Origin of the sequence: Acinetobacter sp. YH12131 (genome assembly GCF_013418635.1) — a bacterium.
GTDB classification, from domain to species: Bacteria; Pseudomonadota; Gammaproteobacteria; order Pseudomonadales; family Moraxellaceae; genus Acinetobacter; species Acinetobacter towneri.
Genome location: NZ_VPBQ01000001.1, coordinates 420,839 through 438,419, shown reverse-complemented (window position 1 = coordinate 438,419; position 17,581 = coordinate 420,839). Strand labels below are relative to the sequence as shown.

At 42.8% G+C, this 17,581-nt stretch carries 17 protein-coding genes; 10 read left to right on the top strand and 7 right to left on the bottom strand.

The window, feature by feature from the left end:
- Positions 1–51 precede the first annotated feature (51 nt).
- From FTU66_RS02110 to FTU66_RS02100, 3 genes are read left to right on the top strand one after another with little or no spacing between them, the layout of a single operon-like run.
- Entirely contained in the window at positions 52–417 is a 366-nt protein-coding gene (locus FTU66_RS02110) for a DUF423 domain-containing protein (protein ID WP_131261341.1), read from the top strand.
- A gap of 42 nt (positions 418–459) precedes the next feature.
- On the top strand, positions 460–657 hold the full coding sequence (gene thiS, locus FTU66_RS02105; protein WP_004971499.1) for a sulfur carrier protein ThiS: 198 nt from the start codon (positions 460–462) through the stop codon (positions 655–657).
- Positions 658–670: 13 nt separating this feature from the next.
- On the top strand, positions 671–1,453 hold the full coding sequence (locus tag FTU66_RS02100) for a thiazole synthase (RefSeq protein WP_004971502.1): 783 nt from the start codon (positions 671–673) through the stop codon (positions 1,451–1,453).
- A gap of 99 nt (positions 1,454–1,552) precedes the next feature.
- Here FTU66_RS02100 and FTU66_RS02095 read toward each other — a convergent pair whose 3' ends face one another.
- Positions 1,553–2,164: a glutathione binding-like protein gene (locus FTU66_RS02095; RefSeq protein ID WP_131261343.1), complete on the bottom strand. Its 612-nt coding sequence runs from the start codon at positions 2,162–2,164 to the stop codon at positions 1,553–1,555.
- 218 nt (positions 2,165–2,382) lie between these two features.
- On the opposite strand from FTU66_RS02095, the gene FTU66_RS02090 reads away from it, so the two are divergent.
- Positions 2,383–3,834, top strand: a complete 1,452-nt coding sequence (locus FTU66_RS02090) for a SulP family inorganic anion transporter (RefSeq protein WP_180112224.1) — start codon at positions 2,383–2,385, stop codon at positions 3,832–3,834.
- 185 nt (positions 3,835–4,019) lie between these two features.
- A complete protein-coding gene (gene trmB / locus FTU66_RS02085) occupies positions 4,020–4,736 on the top strand; it encodes a tRNA (guanosine(46)-N7)-methyltransferase TrmB (RefSeq protein WP_004971514.1) in 717 nt (238 codons plus the stop codon).
- A 70-nt stretch (positions 4,737–4,806) separates the two neighbouring features.
- Here the strand turns inward: trmB and FTU66_RS02080 are convergent, their stop codons facing one another.
- The 6 genes from FTU66_RS02080 to FTU66_RS02055 all read right to left on the bottom strand — a co-directional run bounded on the left by FTU66_RS02080 (position 4,807) and on the right by FTU66_RS02055 (position 10,897).
- The gene (locus tag FTU66_RS02080; protein ID WP_180112223.1) at positions 4,807–5,583 is read right to left on the bottom strand and encodes a Rossmann-like and DUF2520 domain-containing protein; all 777 of its coding nucleotides are present in this window, start codon (positions 5,581–5,583) and stop codon (positions 4,807–4,809) included.
- Positions 5,584–5,687: 104 nt separating this feature from the next.
- On the bottom strand, positions 5,688–6,485 hold the full coding sequence (locus FTU66_RS02075; RefSeq protein WP_104851802.1) for a thioesterase family protein: 798 nt from the start codon (positions 6,483–6,485) through the stop codon (positions 5,688–5,690).
- Between the two features lie 82 nt (positions 6,486–6,567).
- Positions 6,568–7,254 carry a class I SAM-dependent methyltransferase gene (locus FTU66_RS02070; protein ID WP_004971520.1) on the bottom strand — a complete coding sequence of 229 codons (687 nt, stop codon included), beginning with the start codon at positions 7,252–7,254 and terminating at the stop codon, positions 6,568–6,570.
- A gap of 60 nt (positions 7,255–7,314) precedes the next feature.
- Positions 7,315–8,307, bottom strand: coding sequence for a biotin synthase BioB (bioB, locus tag FTU66_RS02065; protein WP_180112222.1), 993 nt, complete (start codon positions 8,305–8,307; stop codon positions 7,315–7,317).
- A gap of 191 nt (positions 8,308–8,498) precedes the next feature.
- Positions 8,499–10,187 carry an AMP-binding protein gene (locus tag FTU66_RS02060; protein WP_096901051.1) on the bottom strand — a complete coding sequence of 563 codons (1,689 nt, stop codon included), beginning with the start codon at positions 10,185–10,187 and terminating at the stop codon, positions 8,499–8,501.
- 83 nt (positions 10,188–10,270) lie between these two features.
- On the bottom strand, positions 10,271–10,897 hold the full coding sequence (locus tag FTU66_RS02055; protein ID WP_004971526.1) for a TetR/AcrR family transcriptional regulator: 627 nt from the start codon (positions 10,895–10,897) through the stop codon (positions 10,271–10,273).
- A gap of 148 nt (positions 10,898–11,045) precedes the next feature.
- Here FTU66_RS02055 and FTU66_RS02050 point away from each other — a divergent pair, with 148 nt between their 5' ends.
- From FTU66_RS02050 to FTU66_RS02030, 5 genes are read left to right on the top strand one after another with little or no spacing between them, the layout of a single operon-like run.
- Positions 11,046–12,218 carry an isovaleryl-CoA dehydrogenase gene (locus FTU66_RS02050; protein ID WP_004971528.1) on the top strand — a complete coding sequence of 391 codons (1,173 nt, stop codon included), beginning with the start codon at positions 11,046–11,048 and terminating at the stop codon, positions 12,216–12,218.
- Positions 12,219–12,251: 33 nt separating this feature from the next.
- Positions 12,252–13,853: a carboxyl transferase domain-containing protein gene (locus FTU66_RS02045; RefSeq protein WP_131261348.1), complete on the top strand. Its 1,602-nt coding sequence runs from the start codon at positions 12,252–12,254 to the stop codon at positions 13,851–13,853.
- Between the two features lie 11 nt (positions 13,854–13,864).
- The gene (locus FTU66_RS02040; protein WP_131261349.1) at positions 13,865–14,662 is read left to right on the top strand and encodes an enoyl-CoA hydratase/isomerase family protein; all 798 of its coding nucleotides are present in this window, start codon (positions 13,865–13,867) and stop codon (positions 14,660–14,662) included.
- A 15-nt stretch (positions 14,663–14,677) separates the two neighbouring features.
- Positions 14,678–16,672: an acetyl/propionyl/methylcrotonyl-CoA carboxylase subunit alpha gene (locus FTU66_RS02035; protein ID WP_180112221.1), complete on the top strand. Its 1,995-nt coding sequence runs from the start codon at positions 14,678–14,680 to the stop codon at positions 16,670–16,672.
- On the top strand, positions 16,669–17,571 hold the full coding sequence (locus FTU66_RS02030) for a hydroxymethylglutaryl-CoA lyase (RefSeq protein ID WP_178318497.1): 903 nt from the start codon (positions 16,669–16,671) through the stop codon (positions 17,569–17,571). Before FTU66_RS02035 ends, FTU66_RS02030 begins: the two co-directional genes overlap by 4 nt.
- Positions 17,572–17,581 lie beyond the last annotated feature (10 nt).

Here is a 17,581-nt window from a genome sequence, read left to right as displayed (position 1 = left end):
CCCTAAAAATGTGCTAAGGTTAAGCGCAAAATTAAATAGGTCAATTTGCGTATGTGGATTGCAATTTCTGCCCTGAATTTAGCTATAGCAGTCATGCTCGGTGCATTTGGTGCACATGGCTTAAAGGCCCGTGCAACTGAAGCGCAATTGCTTTGGTGGCAAACTGCAACAGATTATTTTTTCTATCATGCCCTTGGACTTTTAGCATTGGGCATATTGGCCAAAGTAATTCCACAACTTCCTATTAAAGCCAGTTTTATTCTGATTCAACTGGGTATTTTATTTTTCTGCGGTTCACTGTATATCATGGCATTGGATTTAGCCCGTGGCTTGGGCATGATTACCCCAATTGGTGGAGCACTCATGATTGCAGGCTGGCTAAGCTTAGCGTGGCAAGCCATGAAATATGCCAAATAAAGCTCAATTATATTTTGTAATTTTGAAGATGGATTCTCGGTCATGCAAATTTATCTGAATGGCGAAGCACAACAGACCACTCACACGACCCTGTTACAACTGATTCAGGCATTAGATTTAGAAGGCAAACGTTTTGCTGTGGAGCAAAACGAAAAAATTATTGCCAAAAGCAAACTTGCCGAAACCCCTATTTGCGATCAAGACCGCATTGAAATTATTCATGCCGTTGGTGGCGGCTAAACTCGGAGCACCCATGCAAGATACCTTTAAAATCGGTTCACGTACCTTTAATTCACGTTTATTGGTGGGTACGGGCAAATACAAAGATTTAACCGAAACAGATTTGGCGATTCAAGCCAGTGGCGCAGAAATTGTTACGGTTGCCATTCGTCGTGTAAACATTGGGCAACATCCAGATCAGCCAAACTTACTTTCCGTAATTCCACCAGAAAAATACACCATTTTGCCAAATACAGCAGGCTGTTTTGATGCCAACAGTGCCGTGCGCACCTGCATGTTGGCGCGTGAATTGCTAGATGGTCACAACCTCGTCAAACTAGAAGTTTTGGGCGATGAAAAAACCCTCTACCCAAATATCACCGAAACTTTAAAAGCTGCGCGCACGCTAATTGACGATGGTTTTGAGATCATGGTCTACACTTCCGATGACCCGATTGTGGCGCAAGAATTGGAAAGTATGGGCTGCGTGGCAATTATGCCATTAGGTAGTTTAATTGGTTCAGGCTTAGGTATTCTTAACCCGCATACCATTTCGATTATTAAAGAAAATGCCAAAGTACCTGTATTGGTAGATGCAGGTGTGGGTACTGCCAGTGATGCTGCGATTGCAATGGAATTAGGTTGCGATGGTGTGCTGATGAATACTGCAATTGCAGCAGCACAAAACCCAGTGCTAATGGCATCTGCGATGCGTAAAGCAGTAGAAGCAGGACGTGAAGCTTATTTGGCAGGACGTATGCCACGTAAGCGTATGGCGAATGCCAGCTCACCTGAAACGGGTTATTTCTTTAAATAATCATTAGGGTCTTTTCCAAGTCCGACAACTCAAATAAAAAGACGTTAAGTGTTAACTCAACGTCTTTTTTATTATCTGATTCTGGCAAGTAAAAGCCGATTAAGGAATCAAGCCTTCATCACGCATAGCAATTTGTACCGACTGACGCGCAGCAACTTTATTACGGATTTCAACCACATGGCTATACGGAGTTAAATCATGCTCAATATAGTTTGACCAATTAGTGATAACAAACAAATACGCATCGGCTGGACCAAAGTTATCATCCACCAAATATTCATGGTCTGATGATGCAATCGCTTGATCAATATAAGTCAACAAGCGATCAATTTCTGCATAGGCTTTTTCTTTGGCTTCTGCATCTAAAGGCGCGCCAAAAAATACTGAGTAAGCGTCATGTAATTCAGAGTTTAAATAACCCAACCATTCCAATACTTTAGCACGACCTAAACCAGATGGCGGAATTAAATCCTGTTTAGGGTCTTGCTGCGCTAAAAATGGCAATAGCGCTACGTTTTCCGTCAAAATTAAACCTGGGTTAATTTCTAAAGCAGGTACATAACCTTTAGGGTTAATTTCATAATAATCGGCACCCTTTTCTGTTTTATGGGTTTTTAAATCTACACGCTCAATATCAAAATCGACATTCACTTCATTTAAAATAATATGTGCTGCCAAAGAGCATGCGCCAGGTGAATAATAAAGCTTCATATTTGATCCTTGTTATATAACTATCTCTGTTGTAAATCGCTTGTCACAAACTTGCAAGTGATTGAACCTATAAATTGCAAAAAAGCGTAAATGTCTTAAAAAGCCCTTACGCTTTGACTATCCTGCAAAAGACAGGCTTTTTCAAGTCTGTTTTGCCTGCTTTTTTATCTCTAGATGTTTTAACATACAGCCCTTTAAAGTTTCATGAAATTGAGATTGTGATTAGCCTGAAAAAAGAAGAATGGTTTTCCAATATCCGCACCGATGTTTTGGCAGGTTTAGTGGTGGGTTTGGCATTAATTCCTGAATCAATTGCCTTTTCGGCTATAGCAGGCGTCGATCCGCAAGTCGGCTTATATGCATCGTTCTGTATTGCGGTCACGATTGCTTTTTTTGGTGGGCGTACTGCCATGATTTCTGCCGCGACAGGCGCTATGGCATTACTGATGATTACCCTCGTCAAAGAACATGGTTTGCAATATTTATTGGCTGCAACAGTACTCACAGGGCTGATTCAGGTTGTGGCAGGTTATTTTAAAGTTGCCAAACTGATGCGTTTTGTTTCGCAATCGGTGGTTTATGGCTTTGTAAATGCTTTGGCGATTTTAATTTTTGTGGCGCAACTGCCTGAATTATCGAAAATGGATAGCTTAGGCTATTTATTTGTAGGATTAGGTTTAGCGGTAGTCTATCTGTTTCCATACATTCCTAAAATTGGTAAAAGCATTCCCTCGCCTTTGGTCTGCATTATTGTGCTGAGTGTGGTTGCTTTATTACTTGGTGCAGATATGCGTACCGTAAGCGATTTGGGACAATTTCCCGACACGCTGCCTATTTTTCTAGTGCCTGACATTCCACTGAATTTTGAAACTTTATTTATTATTTTTCCTTATGCCATGACCTTAGCCACAGTCGGTTTACTCGAAACCATGATGACCACTACGATTGTCAATGAAGCCACAGGCACAGAAGGTGACCGACATCAGGAATGTCGTGGTCAGGGTTATGCCAATATTGTTAGTGGCTTTATGGGCGGTATGGCAGGCTGTGCCATGATTGGGCAATCTATTATCAACGTCAGTTCTGGGGCGCGTACACGGCTATCTACACTTACAGCAGGCGTATTTTTGCTGTGCTTGGTGGTTTTTCTCAAAGATTGGTTGGCATATATTCCTATAGCAGCCTTGGTTGCGATTATGATTATGGTGTCATTCACGACTTTTAACTGGGATTCCATCCGTAATTTTAAAAAGCATCCGAAACAAAGCAATATAGTCATGTTAGCTGTGGTGATTGTGGTGTTAGCTACCCATAACCTTGCTTTGGGTGTTTTTGTTGGCGTACTGCTTTCTGCTTTATTTTTGGTGAATAAACTGGAAAGTGAAGTTAAAGTCAGCTCATTTTTATTAGGCGAACATACCCGCCAATATGTGATTTCAGGGCAAATTTTCTTTAGCAGTTCAGAAAAGTTTTATCAGTTTTTTGATTTTTCAGAAGATATTAGCAATGTCACCATCGACTTAACGCATGCACATATTTGGGATATTACCTCTGTAAATATGCTGAATAGCGTGGTGAACAAATTTAAAGCCCAACAAATTAAAGTGCATATTATTGGATTGAATGAGGCCAGTCATACCTTAATTGATCAATACAGTACCCATTCGTAATTATTGTATTAAAATACCGTTGATGATGTTAAATGCTGAATCTTAATGATTCGGCATTTTTTATGCTCAAAAGATGCAGATGTATCGCAATCTTGCACGGCGCTGCGAAAAACAGCGAAAAAATTTGACTTCAATGGCTCAGGACTTAAAATACCGCATTCGAATTTATTAGATTTGCCAAAATTATGTCGAACGATCAATTAGACCAGCACGTTGTCGAGCTGGACAACCTCAACGAGCATCGTGAAATTGTAACGTTCATGCGCCGTTCTTCACCATTGAATACGTCACAACGTAGCGCCTTGGAACAATACGGCGACTTAATTTTGGAATATCCTGTTGGCGATTTACGTCAACATTTTGAACACCCTGAACGCCCGCTTACAGTAGAAATTGGTTTTGGGATGGGGCGTTCTTTGGTACTTATGGCGCAGGCCAATCCTGAACGTAACTTTGTCGGGATTGAAGTCCATATTCCAGGGATTGCACAGTGCGTTTATGAAGCAGGTACAGCAGGTTTAAGCAACTTACGTGTCTTAGATGCAGATGCCATTCAAGTGCTACGTGAAATGCCAGACAATAGCATTGATACGGTACAGTTATATTTCCCAGACCCATGGCAGAAAAAACGTCACTTCAAACGCCGTTTTGTTGCTCATGAACGCATGGAGTTGGTAGAGCAAAAATTAGTGTTAGGCGGTACGTTCCATGCAGCAACCGACTGGGAACCATATGCAGAATGGATGCTAGATGTATTAGACAACCGTCCACGTTTAGAAAACTTGGCGGGCAAAGGCAATAGCTACCCTCGTCCTGAATGGCGTCCACAAACTAAGTTTGAACGTCGCGGAATTGAAGCAGGTCATAAGATTAATGATTTTATCTTCAAGAAAATTAACTAATTTCTGCTAGAAAAGAATGCTTCCACTGGGAAGCATTTTTTATGTGAACTCGTTTTATCTCATCAAATGGCTAAGATTGATGCCGCTTTAAAATCTGTTGACTCATCATCGCATAAACTTTGGCAAGTTCATGTTGCTGCCCTACTGCCAATAAGTCCTGATGCATTTTTAAAATATTGTGATCGCCCCGCATGGCAGGCCCTGTTTGCATTTGACGCGGATCATTTTGGGTTGCTTTATGCGCAGTTTCCAAAATAAGAGGATACAGCAAACTAAAATCTACTTGCTGAGCATCGACCACTTGCTTAGCCATGTCATAACAATAATTACTAAAATTACAGGCAAATACCGCAGCCAAATGCAAACTCAAACGCTGTGCTGAAGTATAGGCATAAACCCTTTTGCTTAGGCTATTTGCCAAAGTCATTAAAAGCTGTTGATCTTCAGCAAATGCAGCTTCTATAAATAAAGGCGTTTCTGACCAATCAATTTCACGCTCTAAACTAAAGGTTTGTAAGGGATAAAATACCCCTGAACGCGCATGATGCTGTTGCAATACATCTAATTTAGTACTGCCTGAGGTATGCACAATCAACACATGATTTAAATCACGATGAACTTCCTGAATCACCTGTGCAATGCCCTGATCACTCACTGCAATAATCACTAAATCTAGATCTGAATGAAGTTTTTCTACTTCAGCAATCGCTTCTGCGCCAACCTGCGCAGCCAAATGCTGCGCCTTGTCCAGACTACGGCTATAAATTTGCACAATTTGATGCTGTGCGTTTAAAACATGAGCCAAATGATGTGCAACGCGCCCTGCACCAATCAAACTAATTCGCATAATATTTTCAGATAAAATAAGATGAAATAATCTGCACACAGCATGCCAATAAAAAAAGGACGAAGCAATTCGTCCTGATGTTTTTTGTTTGATATTGAATAGATTTAGAATTGACGCAAAGTTAAAATCTGCTCACTACGTCCAAATGGCCCTTGAGTATCATGCAAAACTGCACTCGTTAAGCCAATACCATCTTCACCATATTGTTGTGTTACTTCCAAGCCTAGCCATTCGCCTTGCGGTAAACGGTGTAAATGCATTTGCAAATCTAAATTTGGAAAACCCCAACCCGCATTCGGGTCTAAACGTGGCACTACGCCATTGGCGGTATCCACCATCCCCAATAAACGCACAAAACTAGATGTGCTTTGATTTTCAACCATATCCAATTGGTTTCTTAACCAAACGATGCCCTTACCTGCACGACGATCTAAATGCGCACGGGTTTCAATGCTTTGAATATAGCCGCCCGGCCAACAACGCATGCCATCCCAATCGGGCAAATATTCAGGGTTTTCTATCGGTAAATCTTCCAATCCTGCAATTGCGCGTGTATCTGAGGTTTTCATTTTCCATGCACGCGCCACAATACAGGTTTTTCCTTCAGCACACATTTCCGCTTCAATCAGCTCAATGGTTTTACCCGGTCGAATCATACGGGTGGTGATACTAAATTCACCAAAGGCAATTAAGCCAAAAATATCTAAACCGACCCGACCAATTCGCATATCATCACGCGGCATAAATTGCTCAAGTTCTGCACACAAAATACCCGTTGCAGGTGCCATGTGTTGTTCATGCGGATTCCACGCGCCTTGTGCATGAATGTTGCAACGATAGTGCGCAGTACAGCCACCATCGGCATGTTGTTCACGTTTGAGTAAAGTGTAATATGCTGACATTTTTTCTCTTTCCCTGATCTAACTTTTCTTGTGCGGATACTTTTACTACAAAGATTACTGACTAAATAATGTTATTTATCAACTATTTCTCTGCAAAAAAACCATAATAATTCATAAGTTGACAATATGTTTTACACTGACGAAAACCCACTTGAGTAAGCAATGCTGCCTGCGCATCTGCCATAATTAAATGAAAATCATCGGCCAGTCGTGCAAGCATTTTTTCCGCTTGAGTCGTAGTTAAACCACAATCCAAAGCCAAATTCTGCATCCAGCGCAGTTCTATATTTTCAGTCTGCTGCATCAGATCATAGCTTAATAAAATCGCTGTAGGTTTTAATGTTTGGTAAATATCTTGAAAAAATAATGTTTTTTCTGCGACTGGCACAAAATGCGCCACCAAAATCGCCAATGCCGCATCAAACTGCAAATTTTCAACCTGCGCTTGTTGGGCAAATTGGTGGGTATCTGCCTGTATAAAACGTACTCGCTCATGCCCTGCCACAGACTGAATGTTTTTTTCTGCCTGCTGTAACATGCTTAAAGATGGGTCGATGGCCGTAAATTGCCACTGTGGATGTTGCTGCAGTAAATACTGCAACTCATAGCCTGTGCCACACCCCACCACTAAAACTTGTGCTGTTTCGGGCAAATGACTACTTAAAATTGCATTGATGTGTTGATGTACCAATTCATATCCAGGAATGAGTTTCCGAATATGACTGTCATAGCCTGCAACCACAGTTGCACTGTGAAAATCTTTTGCCATATCACATGATTCTTCTTTAATTTACTGACATTAAATATCTGAGTCTTTTTCAAGATCTGCTTAAGCCACAGCCATTGCATCTACCGACAATTCCGAAACGGTTGGCTTGGCACGTTCAGGCACTAAGCCTAATTTTTGGAACAATTGTTTGTCTTTGCCTTCGCCTGCGTTTGGTGTGGTCAAAAGCTTTTCACCTGAGAATAACGAGTTCGCACCTGCCATAAATGCCAACGCCTGATCTGAATCGGATAACGATTCACGCCCTGCAGATAAACGAATATAGCTGTTTGGCATGATAATACGTGCAACTGCAATGGTACGAATCCACTCAATCACATCCAGTTTTTCTACTTCAGCCAATGGTGTACCTTCAATCGGAACTAACATATTGATCGGCACAGATTCAGGATGTAACGGTAAAGTCGCTAATTCATGTAATAAACCAATACGGTCTTGGGTATCTTCACCTAAACCGACAATACCGCCACTACATACTTTCATACCTGTTTGACGCACAATATCCAAAGTGTTTAAGCGATCATCAAAACAGCGGGTACTAATCACATTAGGATAATACTCACGCGATGTGTCTAGGTTATGGTTGTAATAATCTAAGCCTGCATCTTTTAAGCGTTCTGCCTGCGATTGGTTTAACATCCCTAAAGTCATGCAAGTTTCTAAGCCCAGAGCTTTGACTTCACGCACCATTTCCAGAACATAGGGCATATCGCGTTCATGCGGATTACGCCAAGCAGCGCCCATACAAAAACGTGAAGAGCCTGAGGCTAATGCTTCTTTGGCTTCCTGAATGACTTTATCAACTGCAATACGTTTTTCAGCTTCAAGCTGTGAATCATAATGCGCAGATTGCGAGCAATATTTACAGTCTTCAGGGCATTTGCCTGTTTTAATAGACAATAAGGTACTGACTTGTACGGTATTGGCAGCAAAATGTTGGCGATGCACACGCTGTGCTTCAAAGACTAAATCCATAAAAGGTTGTTCATATAACTGCTGAATTTCTTCTCGAGTCCAATCATTGCGTACGGTCATTATTTTCATCCTTGATTATCACGCATCATGCTTAAACTTGTGCCATCTTTTATTAAGCCGAGCATGCGATATATTTTTAGTGTGATTATTCCTGTATAGAGTATCCCTTTATCTCTGCGTGAGAAATAAAGGGTGTGTGCTGACAAAATTAAAAGGTCGATCTTGCAGCAGTAAATAGCTGAAATAATGTCTTAAGCAATTTCCTTTAAATTTAATTCTTCACGCATAAATTCACGTAATTTAAATTTCTGTGCCTTGCCTGAAGCGGTCATTGGAAATTCACTAAAGAAGCGCACATAACGTGGGACTTTATTGTGTGAAATGTGTTCTGCACAGTATTGGCGAATTGCCTCTTCGGTACATTCATGGTGTTCATGCAAAATAATACAGGCACATAGTTCTTCACCATAACGATGATCTGGCACGCCAATTACTTGCACATCGCAGACCGCATCGTGAGTATATAAGAAATCTTCAATTTCTTTCGGGAACAGGTTTTCACCGCCACGAATCACCACATCTTTAATGCGACCTTTGATTTTTACAAAGCCTTCATCATCCATTTCTGCAATGTCGCCTGTGTGCATCCAACGTGCAACATCAATGACTTCTTGGGTTTTGTCATGTTCATCCCAGTAACCCAGCATGACTGAATAACCACGCACACACAATTCTCCTAACTGTCCGCGCGGCACGACTTTGCCTTCTTCATCGACAATTTTTACTTCCAGATGTGGATGTACACGCCCCACCGTACTGACTCGACGTTCCACCGAATCTTCAGTCGAACTTTGTGCGCTCACAGGCGCTGTTTCGGTCATGCCATAACAAATGGTGATTTGCGCCATGTGCATACGGTCGATGACGCGTTGCATAATTTCTTGCGGACACGGACTGCCTGCCATGATGCCTGTACGCAAGCTAGATAAATCAAATTCATCAAACTGTTCATGCTCTAAAATGGCAATAAACATGGTCGGTACGCCGTAAGCAGCTGTACATTTTTCTTGCTGAATGGCTTTTAAGGTATCGAGCGGGTTAAACACTGCCGATGGATAGACCATGGTTGAACCATGTGTGATACAAGCTAAATTACCCATCACCATACCAAAGCAGTGAAACAGCGGCACGGAAATACAAACACGGTCTTGTGGACTTAAATGAATTGCTTCTCCTACAAAGTAACCATTATTTAAAATGTTGTTGTGGGTCAGCATAGTGCCTTTCGGATTGCCCGTCGTGCCTGAGGTAAATTGAATATTAATGGTTTCATCGAACTGCAACTCACTAGCAATGTGTTGCAGTTTTTTCAGCATGTGTGTGGTTGGAGCTGTCAATAAATCCTGAAAACGATGCATTCCTGTATGTGCTTGATCATCAATTTTAATCACATGCTTTAAATGCGGTAAACGCTTGGCGTTGAGGACTTTATTGTCTGCCTGACACAGCTCTGGGGCAATTTTCGTTAAGATGTCCTGATAGTTGGTACTTTTAAACTGCGATGCAATTACCAAACCTTTACAGGAAACTTTGTTGAGCACAAATTCCAGTTCATTGCTTTTATAGGCTGGGTTTAAATTCACCAAAATCACCCCTGCCTTAAAGGCTGCGAATTGAGTGATCGTCCATTCCACACAATTCGGAGACCAAATGGCAAGGCGGTCACCTTTTTTAAAACCGAGTTTTAACAAACTACAGGCAAAGGCATTGACCTGTTGCTGTAGTTGCTTATAGGTCAGACGCACATTTTGATGCACGCTTACCAAAGCATCCTGATCTGCATATTGCTGGCAAGCCTGATCAAACTTTTCACCAATGGTCATGCCTAACAAAGGCTGATTACTGGTGCCATAGGCATAACTTAACCGTACTTGTGTCATTGAATCGATCTCCTTGATTCTTTGTAATTCTGTTTTCCATTATGACGACGATCACTTTTTGCCTGTTTTGTGCGTTGTTTTTACTACCCTCCCTGCTGTTTTCGCACTGCATTTACACAAAAGTCGGCAATTTGTTTGACAAAGTAATCTTTATAATTTTGATCAAACATCACATTGCGAGACGGGTTTAAAGGTTCAATCACTACAAAGGTCATGGAGCCAACCACACCTAAAGCAGCAGTGTTCAAATCTTCAAAATCAAACTCACCATTGACTTTTCCTTCAGCCAAAATTTCCTTGATGCTCTGTTTGATCAGTTGTTTACTGCGAAAACGCTCATGTTCCATTTCTGGGTCTACAGGCTCGAACATTAACGAATACGCCAATTGAGGGCTGTTCATCGCACGCTTCACAAAAGTGGTGACAGATTTTTGCAATTTTTGTTTTGCACTTAAATCTGACTTCGCAATGTGGTCCAAAATTTCGACCTCACGACGAATCGCATCCGATAAAACTTCAATCAAAATCTGACTTTTATTTTCAAAGTAGCGATACACCAAACCTGTAGATACGCCTGCGCGTTCTGCAATGGCTTGGATAGACGCTTCTTTAAAGCCCCCATGAGCAATAAGTTCACGAGCAGAATCTAAAATCGCCATGCGATTTTGTTCCATACGTTCCTGCATCAATGATGATCTTTTATAACTCATATCTTATTCTCAACCAGATAAAATGAATTGTAAATCATTTTGTGAATTTTAGTTCACTTTTTTAAATTTTCGATGTATGTTAGAACCTAAGCACAACAACAATGCTTGTTTTAGGGACAACAAATATAACCACAGGATGGATGAACACATGATTTTACAAAGCTTAGACTTCGGCTTAGATGAAACCTTAATCGCCCTGCGCGATTCAATCGCTGCTTTTTGTGCAAAGGAAATTGCACCCATTGCTCAACAGGTTGATCGTGATAACGAATTCCCTGCCCAGCTTTGGAAAAAATTTGGCGATATGGGCTTACTTGGCTTAACCGTGAGTGAAGAATACGGCGGCACTAACTTAGGCTATTTAGCTCACATCATTGCCATGCAAGAAATTTCTCGTGCATCAGCATCCATTGGTTTGTCTTACGGTGCTCATTCTAACCTATGTGTGAACCAAATTAAGCGAAATGGGACAGAAGAACAGAAGCAACGCTATTTACCAAAACTGATTTCAGGCGATTACGTCGGCGCTTTGGCAATGTCTGAACCAAATGCAGGCTCAGACGTGGTTAGCATGAAACTGAAAGCTGAAGATAAAGGCGATCATTACTTGCTCAACGGCTCAAAAATGTGGATTACCAATGGCGGTGATGCCGATGTTTTGGTGGTGTATGCCAAAACTGACTTACAGGCAGGCGCCAAAGGTATGACTGCTTTCTTAATTGAAAAAACCATGTCAGGTTTTAGCCACGGCAGCCATTTAGACAAACTCGGGATGCGCGGCTCAAATACCTATCCATTGTTCTTTGACAATGTTGAAGTACCAAAAGAAAACGTCTTGGGCGGTGTGGGCAATGGTACAAAAGTACTAATGAGTGGACTGGACTATGAACGTGCAGTTTTAAGTGCAGGGCCGCTAGGCATTATGGATGCCTGCATGGATACCGTGATTCCTTATATTCATGAGCGTAAACAGTTTGGTCAGGCATTGGGTGAATTCCAGCTTATGCAAGGCAAAATTGCCGATATGTATTCGACTTGGTTGGCATGTAAAGCACTGGTCTATGCCGTTGGCGCAGAATGTGACAAAGCTGAACACAGCCGTAGTTTACGTAAAGATGCAGCCAGTGCCATTTTATACGCTGCCGAAAAAGCCACATGGATGGCAGGTGAAACCATTCAAACCTTGGGCGGTAATGGCTATATCAATGAGTTCTCTGCAGGACGTTTATGGCGTGATGCCAAACTCTATGAAATTGGTGCGGGTACTTCAGAAATTCGCCGTATGTTGATTGGCCGTGAATTGTTTAACGAAACTGCCTAAAAATAAATCACAAGAATAGACAAGGATGTTGGCATGAATCAATTACAGAGCAAAATTAATATTCGCAGCGACGAGTTTAAAAACAACCAAGCTGCGATGCAAAGCCTAGTCGATGACCTCAGAGAAAAAGTCCAAAAAATTGCTTTGGGTGGTGGCGAAACTGCACGCCAAAAACATTTAGACCGTGGCAAATTACTGCCACGTGAACGGATTGACCACCTGATCGATCCGGGTACTGCATTTATTGAAATTGGTCAGTTGGCCGCTTATCAGGTCTATCAGGATGATGTCCCTGCTGCGGGTGTAGTGGCGGGTGTCGGTCAAGTGAATGGCGTGACCTGCATGATCATTGCCAACGATGCCACAGTAAAAGGTGGAACGTACTATCCACTGACTGTGAAAAAGCATTTACGCGCACAGGAAATTGCCGAACAGAATCACCTGACTTGTATTTATTTGGTCGATTCTGGCGGTGCATATTTGCCGCTACAAGATGAAGTCTTTCCAGACCGTGATCATTTCGGACGCATTTTCTATAACCAAGCGCGTATGTCGAGCATGGGCATTGCCCAAATTGCCGTTGTGATGGGAAGTTGTACCGCAGGCGGTGCGTATGTCCCTGCCATGTCAGATGAAACCATCATTGTGCGTAATCAGGGGACAATTTTCTTGGGCGGCCCACCGCTGGTTAAAGCCGCAACAGGTGAAGTGGTTAGCAGCGAAGACTTGGGTGGTGGCGATGTACACACTCGCCTTTCAGGTGTAGCCGATCATTTGGCAGAAAATGATGAACATGCCTTGGCAATTGCCCGCAACATCGTTGCCAATTTAAATAAAAAGCCAAACCCGCAGCCTGAGCATATAGAAGCACCATTATTCGATGCCTCTGAACTGTATGGCATTGTTCCGACTGACGCGCGTAAACCGTTTGATGTACGTGAAGTGATTGCCCGTATTGTCGATGGTTCACGTTTTGATGAATTTAAAGCGCGCTTTGGCACCACATTAATTACAGGTTTTGCCAAACTATATGGTATGCCTGTCGGGATTATTGCCAACAACGGTATTTTATTTTCCGAGTCGGCACAAAAAGGCGCACACTTTATTGAACTATGCACCCAACGCAACATTCCCCTGTTATTTATTCAAAATATCACAGGCTTCATGGTTGGACGCCAATATGAAAATGAAGGCATTGCCAAAAATGGTGCCAAACTGGTGATGGCGGTTGCCACAGCCAATGTGCCTAAACTGACTTTGGTGATTGGCGGTTCTTTTGGTGCAGGTAACTACGGGATGTGTGGTCGTGCTTATTCACCACGTTTTATGTGGACATGGCCAAACTCACGTATTTCAGTGATGGGTGGCGAACAAGCATCGAGCGTATTGTCTACCTTAAAGCGTGATCAGATTGAAGCCAAAGGTGGTAGCTGGTCTGCAGAAGAAGAAGATCAGTTCAAACAGCCAATTCGTGAACAATACGAACGTCAGGGTCATCCATATTATGCGTCTGCACGCTTATGGGATGATGGTGTGATTGATCCAGCACAGTCGCGTGAAGTTTTGGCATTAAGTTTAGCTGCTGCCCTCAATGCACCCATCCAACCGACCAAATTTGGCGTGTTCCGCATGTAAGAGGTGACAAAATGGATTATCAGTTTTTACAGCTCGAACAGAACAACCAAGTGGCTACGGTTTGGATTAATCGTGCGGAATTGCATAACGCTTTCAATACAGAGGTGATTGAAGAATTACACGCCTGCTTTCAGACACTGAATAGCCGTGATGATATTCGAGTGGTGATTTTGGCAGGACGCGGCAAAAGCTTTTCTGCAGGTGCAGATTTGAACTGGATGAAACAGGCAGGTCAAGCTTCTACAGCAGAAAATCAAGCCGATGCCCTAAAACTGGCAAAAATGCTGCAAAGTTTAGCGACGTTAAAACAACCGACTATTGCCCGTGTGCATGGTATTGCCTTTGGTGGTGGTATGGGTTTGGCAGCTGCCTGTGATATTTGCGTTGCCAGCACCGATGCCAAGTTTGCGACCTCTGAAGTACGTTTAGGTTTAGCACCATCTACCATTAGCCCTTACGTCATTCGTGCGATTGGCGCACGTCAGGCATCACGTTACTTTTTAACGGCAGAGCGTATTTCTGCAGAACAGGCACAGCAAATTGGTTTAGCGCATGAAGTCACTTCAGCCGAAGACTTAGACAGCAAAATTGATGAAATTGTGCAAGCCTTATTGCTTGGTGGCCCAGAAGCGCAACATGCTTCTAAACAACTGATTCAGATGGTTAATCATCAAGTTTTGACCGAAGATTTACTCCAACAAACTGCACAGCATATTGCACATGTTCGCCAAGGAACTGAGGCGAAAAATGGCTTAAATGCTTTTTTAAATAAACAAAGCCCGGCTTGGATCAAGACCACGGCAGAATAAAAGAAGGATCGCACGATGTTTGAAAAGATTTTAATTGCCAACCGTGGTGAAATTGCCTGCCGTGTAATTCGTACCGCAAAAAAACTTGGGATTGCGACTGTCGCGGTGTATTCAGATGCCGATGCGCAATCACAACACGTTAAACTGGCAGACGAAGCCATTTATATTGGTGAATCGCCTGCGGCACAAAGTTATTTGCAAGTTGAACGTATTATTCAGGCAGCCAAAAGCACAGGTGCACAAGCGATTCACCCGGGTTATGGTTTCTTATCTGAAAATGACCAATTCGCACTTGCCTGTAAAGACAACAATATTGTTTTTATTGGCCCGCCAGTTGAAGCCATTTTGGCGATGGGTCTAAAAGCAACCTCTAAAGCCTTGATGGAAAAAGCAGGTGTGCCACTAACTCCGGGCTACCACGGCAGCAATCAAGATGCGGCATTTTTAAAGCAACAAGCCGACAGCATTGGTTATCCTGTGCTCATTAAAGCCAGTGCAGGCGGTGGCGGTAAAGGCATGCGTTTAGTAGAACGCAGTGAAGACTTTCTCAGCTCACTCGCTTCATGTAAAAGTGAAGCACGTTCTAGCTTTGGTAATGAAGATGTGCTGATTGAACGCTATGTGATTCAACCACGTCATATTGAAGTACAGGTTTTTGGCGATACTCACGGCAACTACGTGCATTTGTTTGAACGTGATTGCTCGGTACAACGTCGCCACCAAAAAGTGCTTGAAGAAGCACCTGCACCAAAAATGCCAGAAGATAAACTCGAAACTATGCGCCAAGCCGCAATTGATGCCGCACGTGCTGTAAATTACGTGGGCGCAGGTACGGTAGAGTTTATTGTCGAGCAAGACGGTACTGCTTATTTCATGGAAATGAATACCCGCTTGCAGGTCGAACACCCCGTCACAGAAATGATTACAGGGCAAGACTTGGTTGAGTGGCAATTGCGAGTTGCTTTTGGTGAGCCATTGCCAAAACAGCAACATGAATTGCAAATTCATGGTCATGCCCTTGAAGCGCGTGTGTATGCCGAAGAACCAGAAAAAGGCTTTATTCCTGCCATTGGTCAAATCAGCTATCTGCATTATCCAGAGCAAAATGATGCCGTACGTGTCGATAGCGGGATTATCGAAGGTGATGAAATCAGCACCTACTACGACCCAATGATTGCCAAACTGATTGTTTGGGGTAAAAACCGTGAAGCAGCATTAACGCAAATGCACCATGCTTTAGGTCAGTTCCACGTCGATGGTTTAGGCAACAACATTGCATTCTTGGATCGTTTGGTGCTGTGTGATTCCTTTAAACATGCCAATTTGGATACAGGGCTTATTCAACGTGAGGAAGCATTTTTACTTAACGCAAAACCTGAAGTCGCTACAGAAACTGTCGTTGCAGCTGCGTTAATTGATGTACTTTCTCGTATTCAAAACAACAAAGCGGCAAACAACGCGGTTTGGCAAAAAGACCACTTCTGGCGCTTAAATCAGCAAAGCGCCCACACAGTGCAATTACAGTGCAATGACCAAACACTCAAAATCCAGTTAAAACCATGCACTTCTGGTTTTGAGGCTCACTACAATGGGCAAACGCTGAGCGTTCAAGGCGAGCTTTTGGATGCACATCGTCTACAGGTTTGTATCAATGGTCAGCAGCAAAAACTGGCATTTAACCAACATGCGCAAGGCATCACCCTGTTCCAAAACGGTCAGCGTCATGTGTTTAGCTATGTACAAGCAAACATTAACAGCGATGATCAACAAGACAATGCCAACAATCTGACTGCACCAATGCCGGGTGTAATCACCCAAGTTTTGGTGGCAGCCAATGCCCGTGTGAAAAAAGATGATGTACTGATGACACTGGAAGCCATGAAAATTGAATATTCAATTCGTGCGCCTTTCGATGGCATTGTGGCAAGTTCGTACTTTCAAGCGGGCGATCAGGTCAAAGCAGGCGATGAACTGGTTGAATTTGAAGCCTTGACGGAGGAAGTTGCATGACTGAATTTGTCAAAATTGTAGAGGTTGGCCCACGAGATGGTCTGCAAAATGAGAAAACGCCACTCACTTTGGCAGACCGTAAAAACCTGATTTTGGATTTAATGCAAACAGGTTTAAGCAGCATTGAGGTCGGTTCTTGCGTATCGGCCAAATGGGTACCGCAAATGGCAGACAGCGATGTGCTGTTTGCCAGCCTGCCACAAAACCCAAACATTCAATTCAGTTTACTGACCCCAAACTCAAAAGGTTTTGAGTCGGCTTTGGCGGTGGGTTGCAAAGAAGTTGCCGTGTTTACCGCCGCTTCTGAAAGCTTTACCCGAAAAAATATCAACTGTTCAATTGAAGAAAGTTTGGAAAAATTTAGCGATGTCATGCGTCAAGCCAAAGCGCACAACATTCGCGTGCGTGGTTATGTATCTTGTATGGTGGACTGTCCTTATGAAGGCGCAATTGACCCGAAACAAGTCGCAAAAGTCACACAGCAATTATTGGACATGGGCTGCTATGAAGTGTCTTTGGGTGAAACCATTGGTACAGCAACCCCTGACCGTGTGCAAAAAGTCTGGGATGCATGTTTGGCAGAGGTCGATGCCAAAGTTTTAGCAGGTCATTTTCACAATACTTACGGCATGGCGATTGCCAATATTTATCAGTCGCTCTTGCAAGGCATTCGTGTATTTGATTCATCTATTGCTGGTTTGGGTGGCTGTCCGTATGCCAAAGGTGCATCGGGCAATGTGTCTACCGAAGACTTGTACTATTTACTGTCCAAGATGGGTTTTGAAACAGGTGTGCGGTTAGAACCGCTGATGACAGCTAGTCGTAACATCAGCAATGTCTTACAGCGCAATAATCCATCTCACTATGCCAATGCCTACTGGCAAAAGGTTTGTGCTTAAAACCTATTTC

Bases quoted from the DNA above. Each gene is read 5' to 3' on its own strand.
- FTU66_RS02030 (WP_178318497.1), top strand. From the start codon at position 16,669: ATGACTGAATTTGTCAAAATTGTAGAGGTTGGCCCACGAGATGGTCTG.
- FTU66_RS02110 (WP_131261341.1), top strand. From the start codon at position 52: ATGTGGATTGCAATTTCTGCCCTGAATTTAGCTATAGCAGTCATGCTC.
- FTU66_RS02035 (WP_180112221.1), top strand. From the start codon at position 14,678: ATGTTTGAAAAGATTTTAATTGCCAACCGTGGTGAAATTGCCTGCCGT.
- thiS (WP_004971499.1), top strand. From the start codon at position 460: ATGCAAATTTATCTGAATGGCGAAGCACAACAGACCACTCACACGACC.
- FTU66_RS02060 (WP_096901051.1), bottom strand. From the start codon at position 10,187: ATGACACAAGTACGGTTAAGTTATGCCTATGGCACCAGTAATCAGCCT.
- FTU66_RS02050 (WP_004971528.1), top strand. From the start codon at position 11,046: ATGATTTTACAAAGCTTAGACTTCGGCTTAGATGAAACCTTAATCGCC.
- FTU66_RS02100 (WP_004971502.1), top strand. From the start codon at position 671: ATGCAAGATACCTTTAAAATCGGTTCACGTACCTTTAATTCACGTTTA.
- FTU66_RS02080 (WP_180112223.1), bottom strand. From the start codon at position 5,583: ATGCGAATTAGTTTGATTGGTGCAGGGCGCGTTGCACATCATTTGGCT.
- FTU66_RS02095 (WP_131261343.1), bottom strand. From the start codon at position 2,164: ATGAAGCTTTATTATTCACCTGGCGCATGCTCTTTGGCAGCACATATT.
- FTU66_RS02040 (WP_131261349.1), top strand. From the start codon at position 13,865: ATGGATTATCAGTTTTTACAGCTCGAACAGAACAACCAAGTGGCTACG.
- bioB (WP_180112222.1), bottom strand. From the start codon at position 8,307: ATGACCGTACGCAATGATTGGACTCGAGAAGAAATTCAGCAGTTATAT.
- FTU66_RS02045 (WP_131261348.1), top strand. From the start codon at position 12,252: ATGAATCAATTACAGAGCAAAATTAATATTCGCAGCGACGAGTTTAAA.
- FTU66_RS02075 (WP_104851802.1), bottom strand. From the start codon at position 6,485: ATGTCAGCATATTACACTTTACTCAAACGTGAACAACATGCCGATGGT.
- FTU66_RS02070 (WP_004971520.1), bottom strand. From the start codon at position 7,254: ATGGCAAAAGATTTTCACAGTGCAACTGTGGTTGCAGGCTATGACAGT.
- FTU66_RS02055 (WP_004971526.1), bottom strand. From the start codon at position 10,897: ATGAGTTATAAAAGATCATCATTGATGCAGGAACGTATGGAACAAAAT.
- trmB (WP_004971514.1), top strand. From the start codon at position 4,020: ATGTCGAACGATCAATTAGACCAGCACGTTGTCGAGCTGGACAACCTC.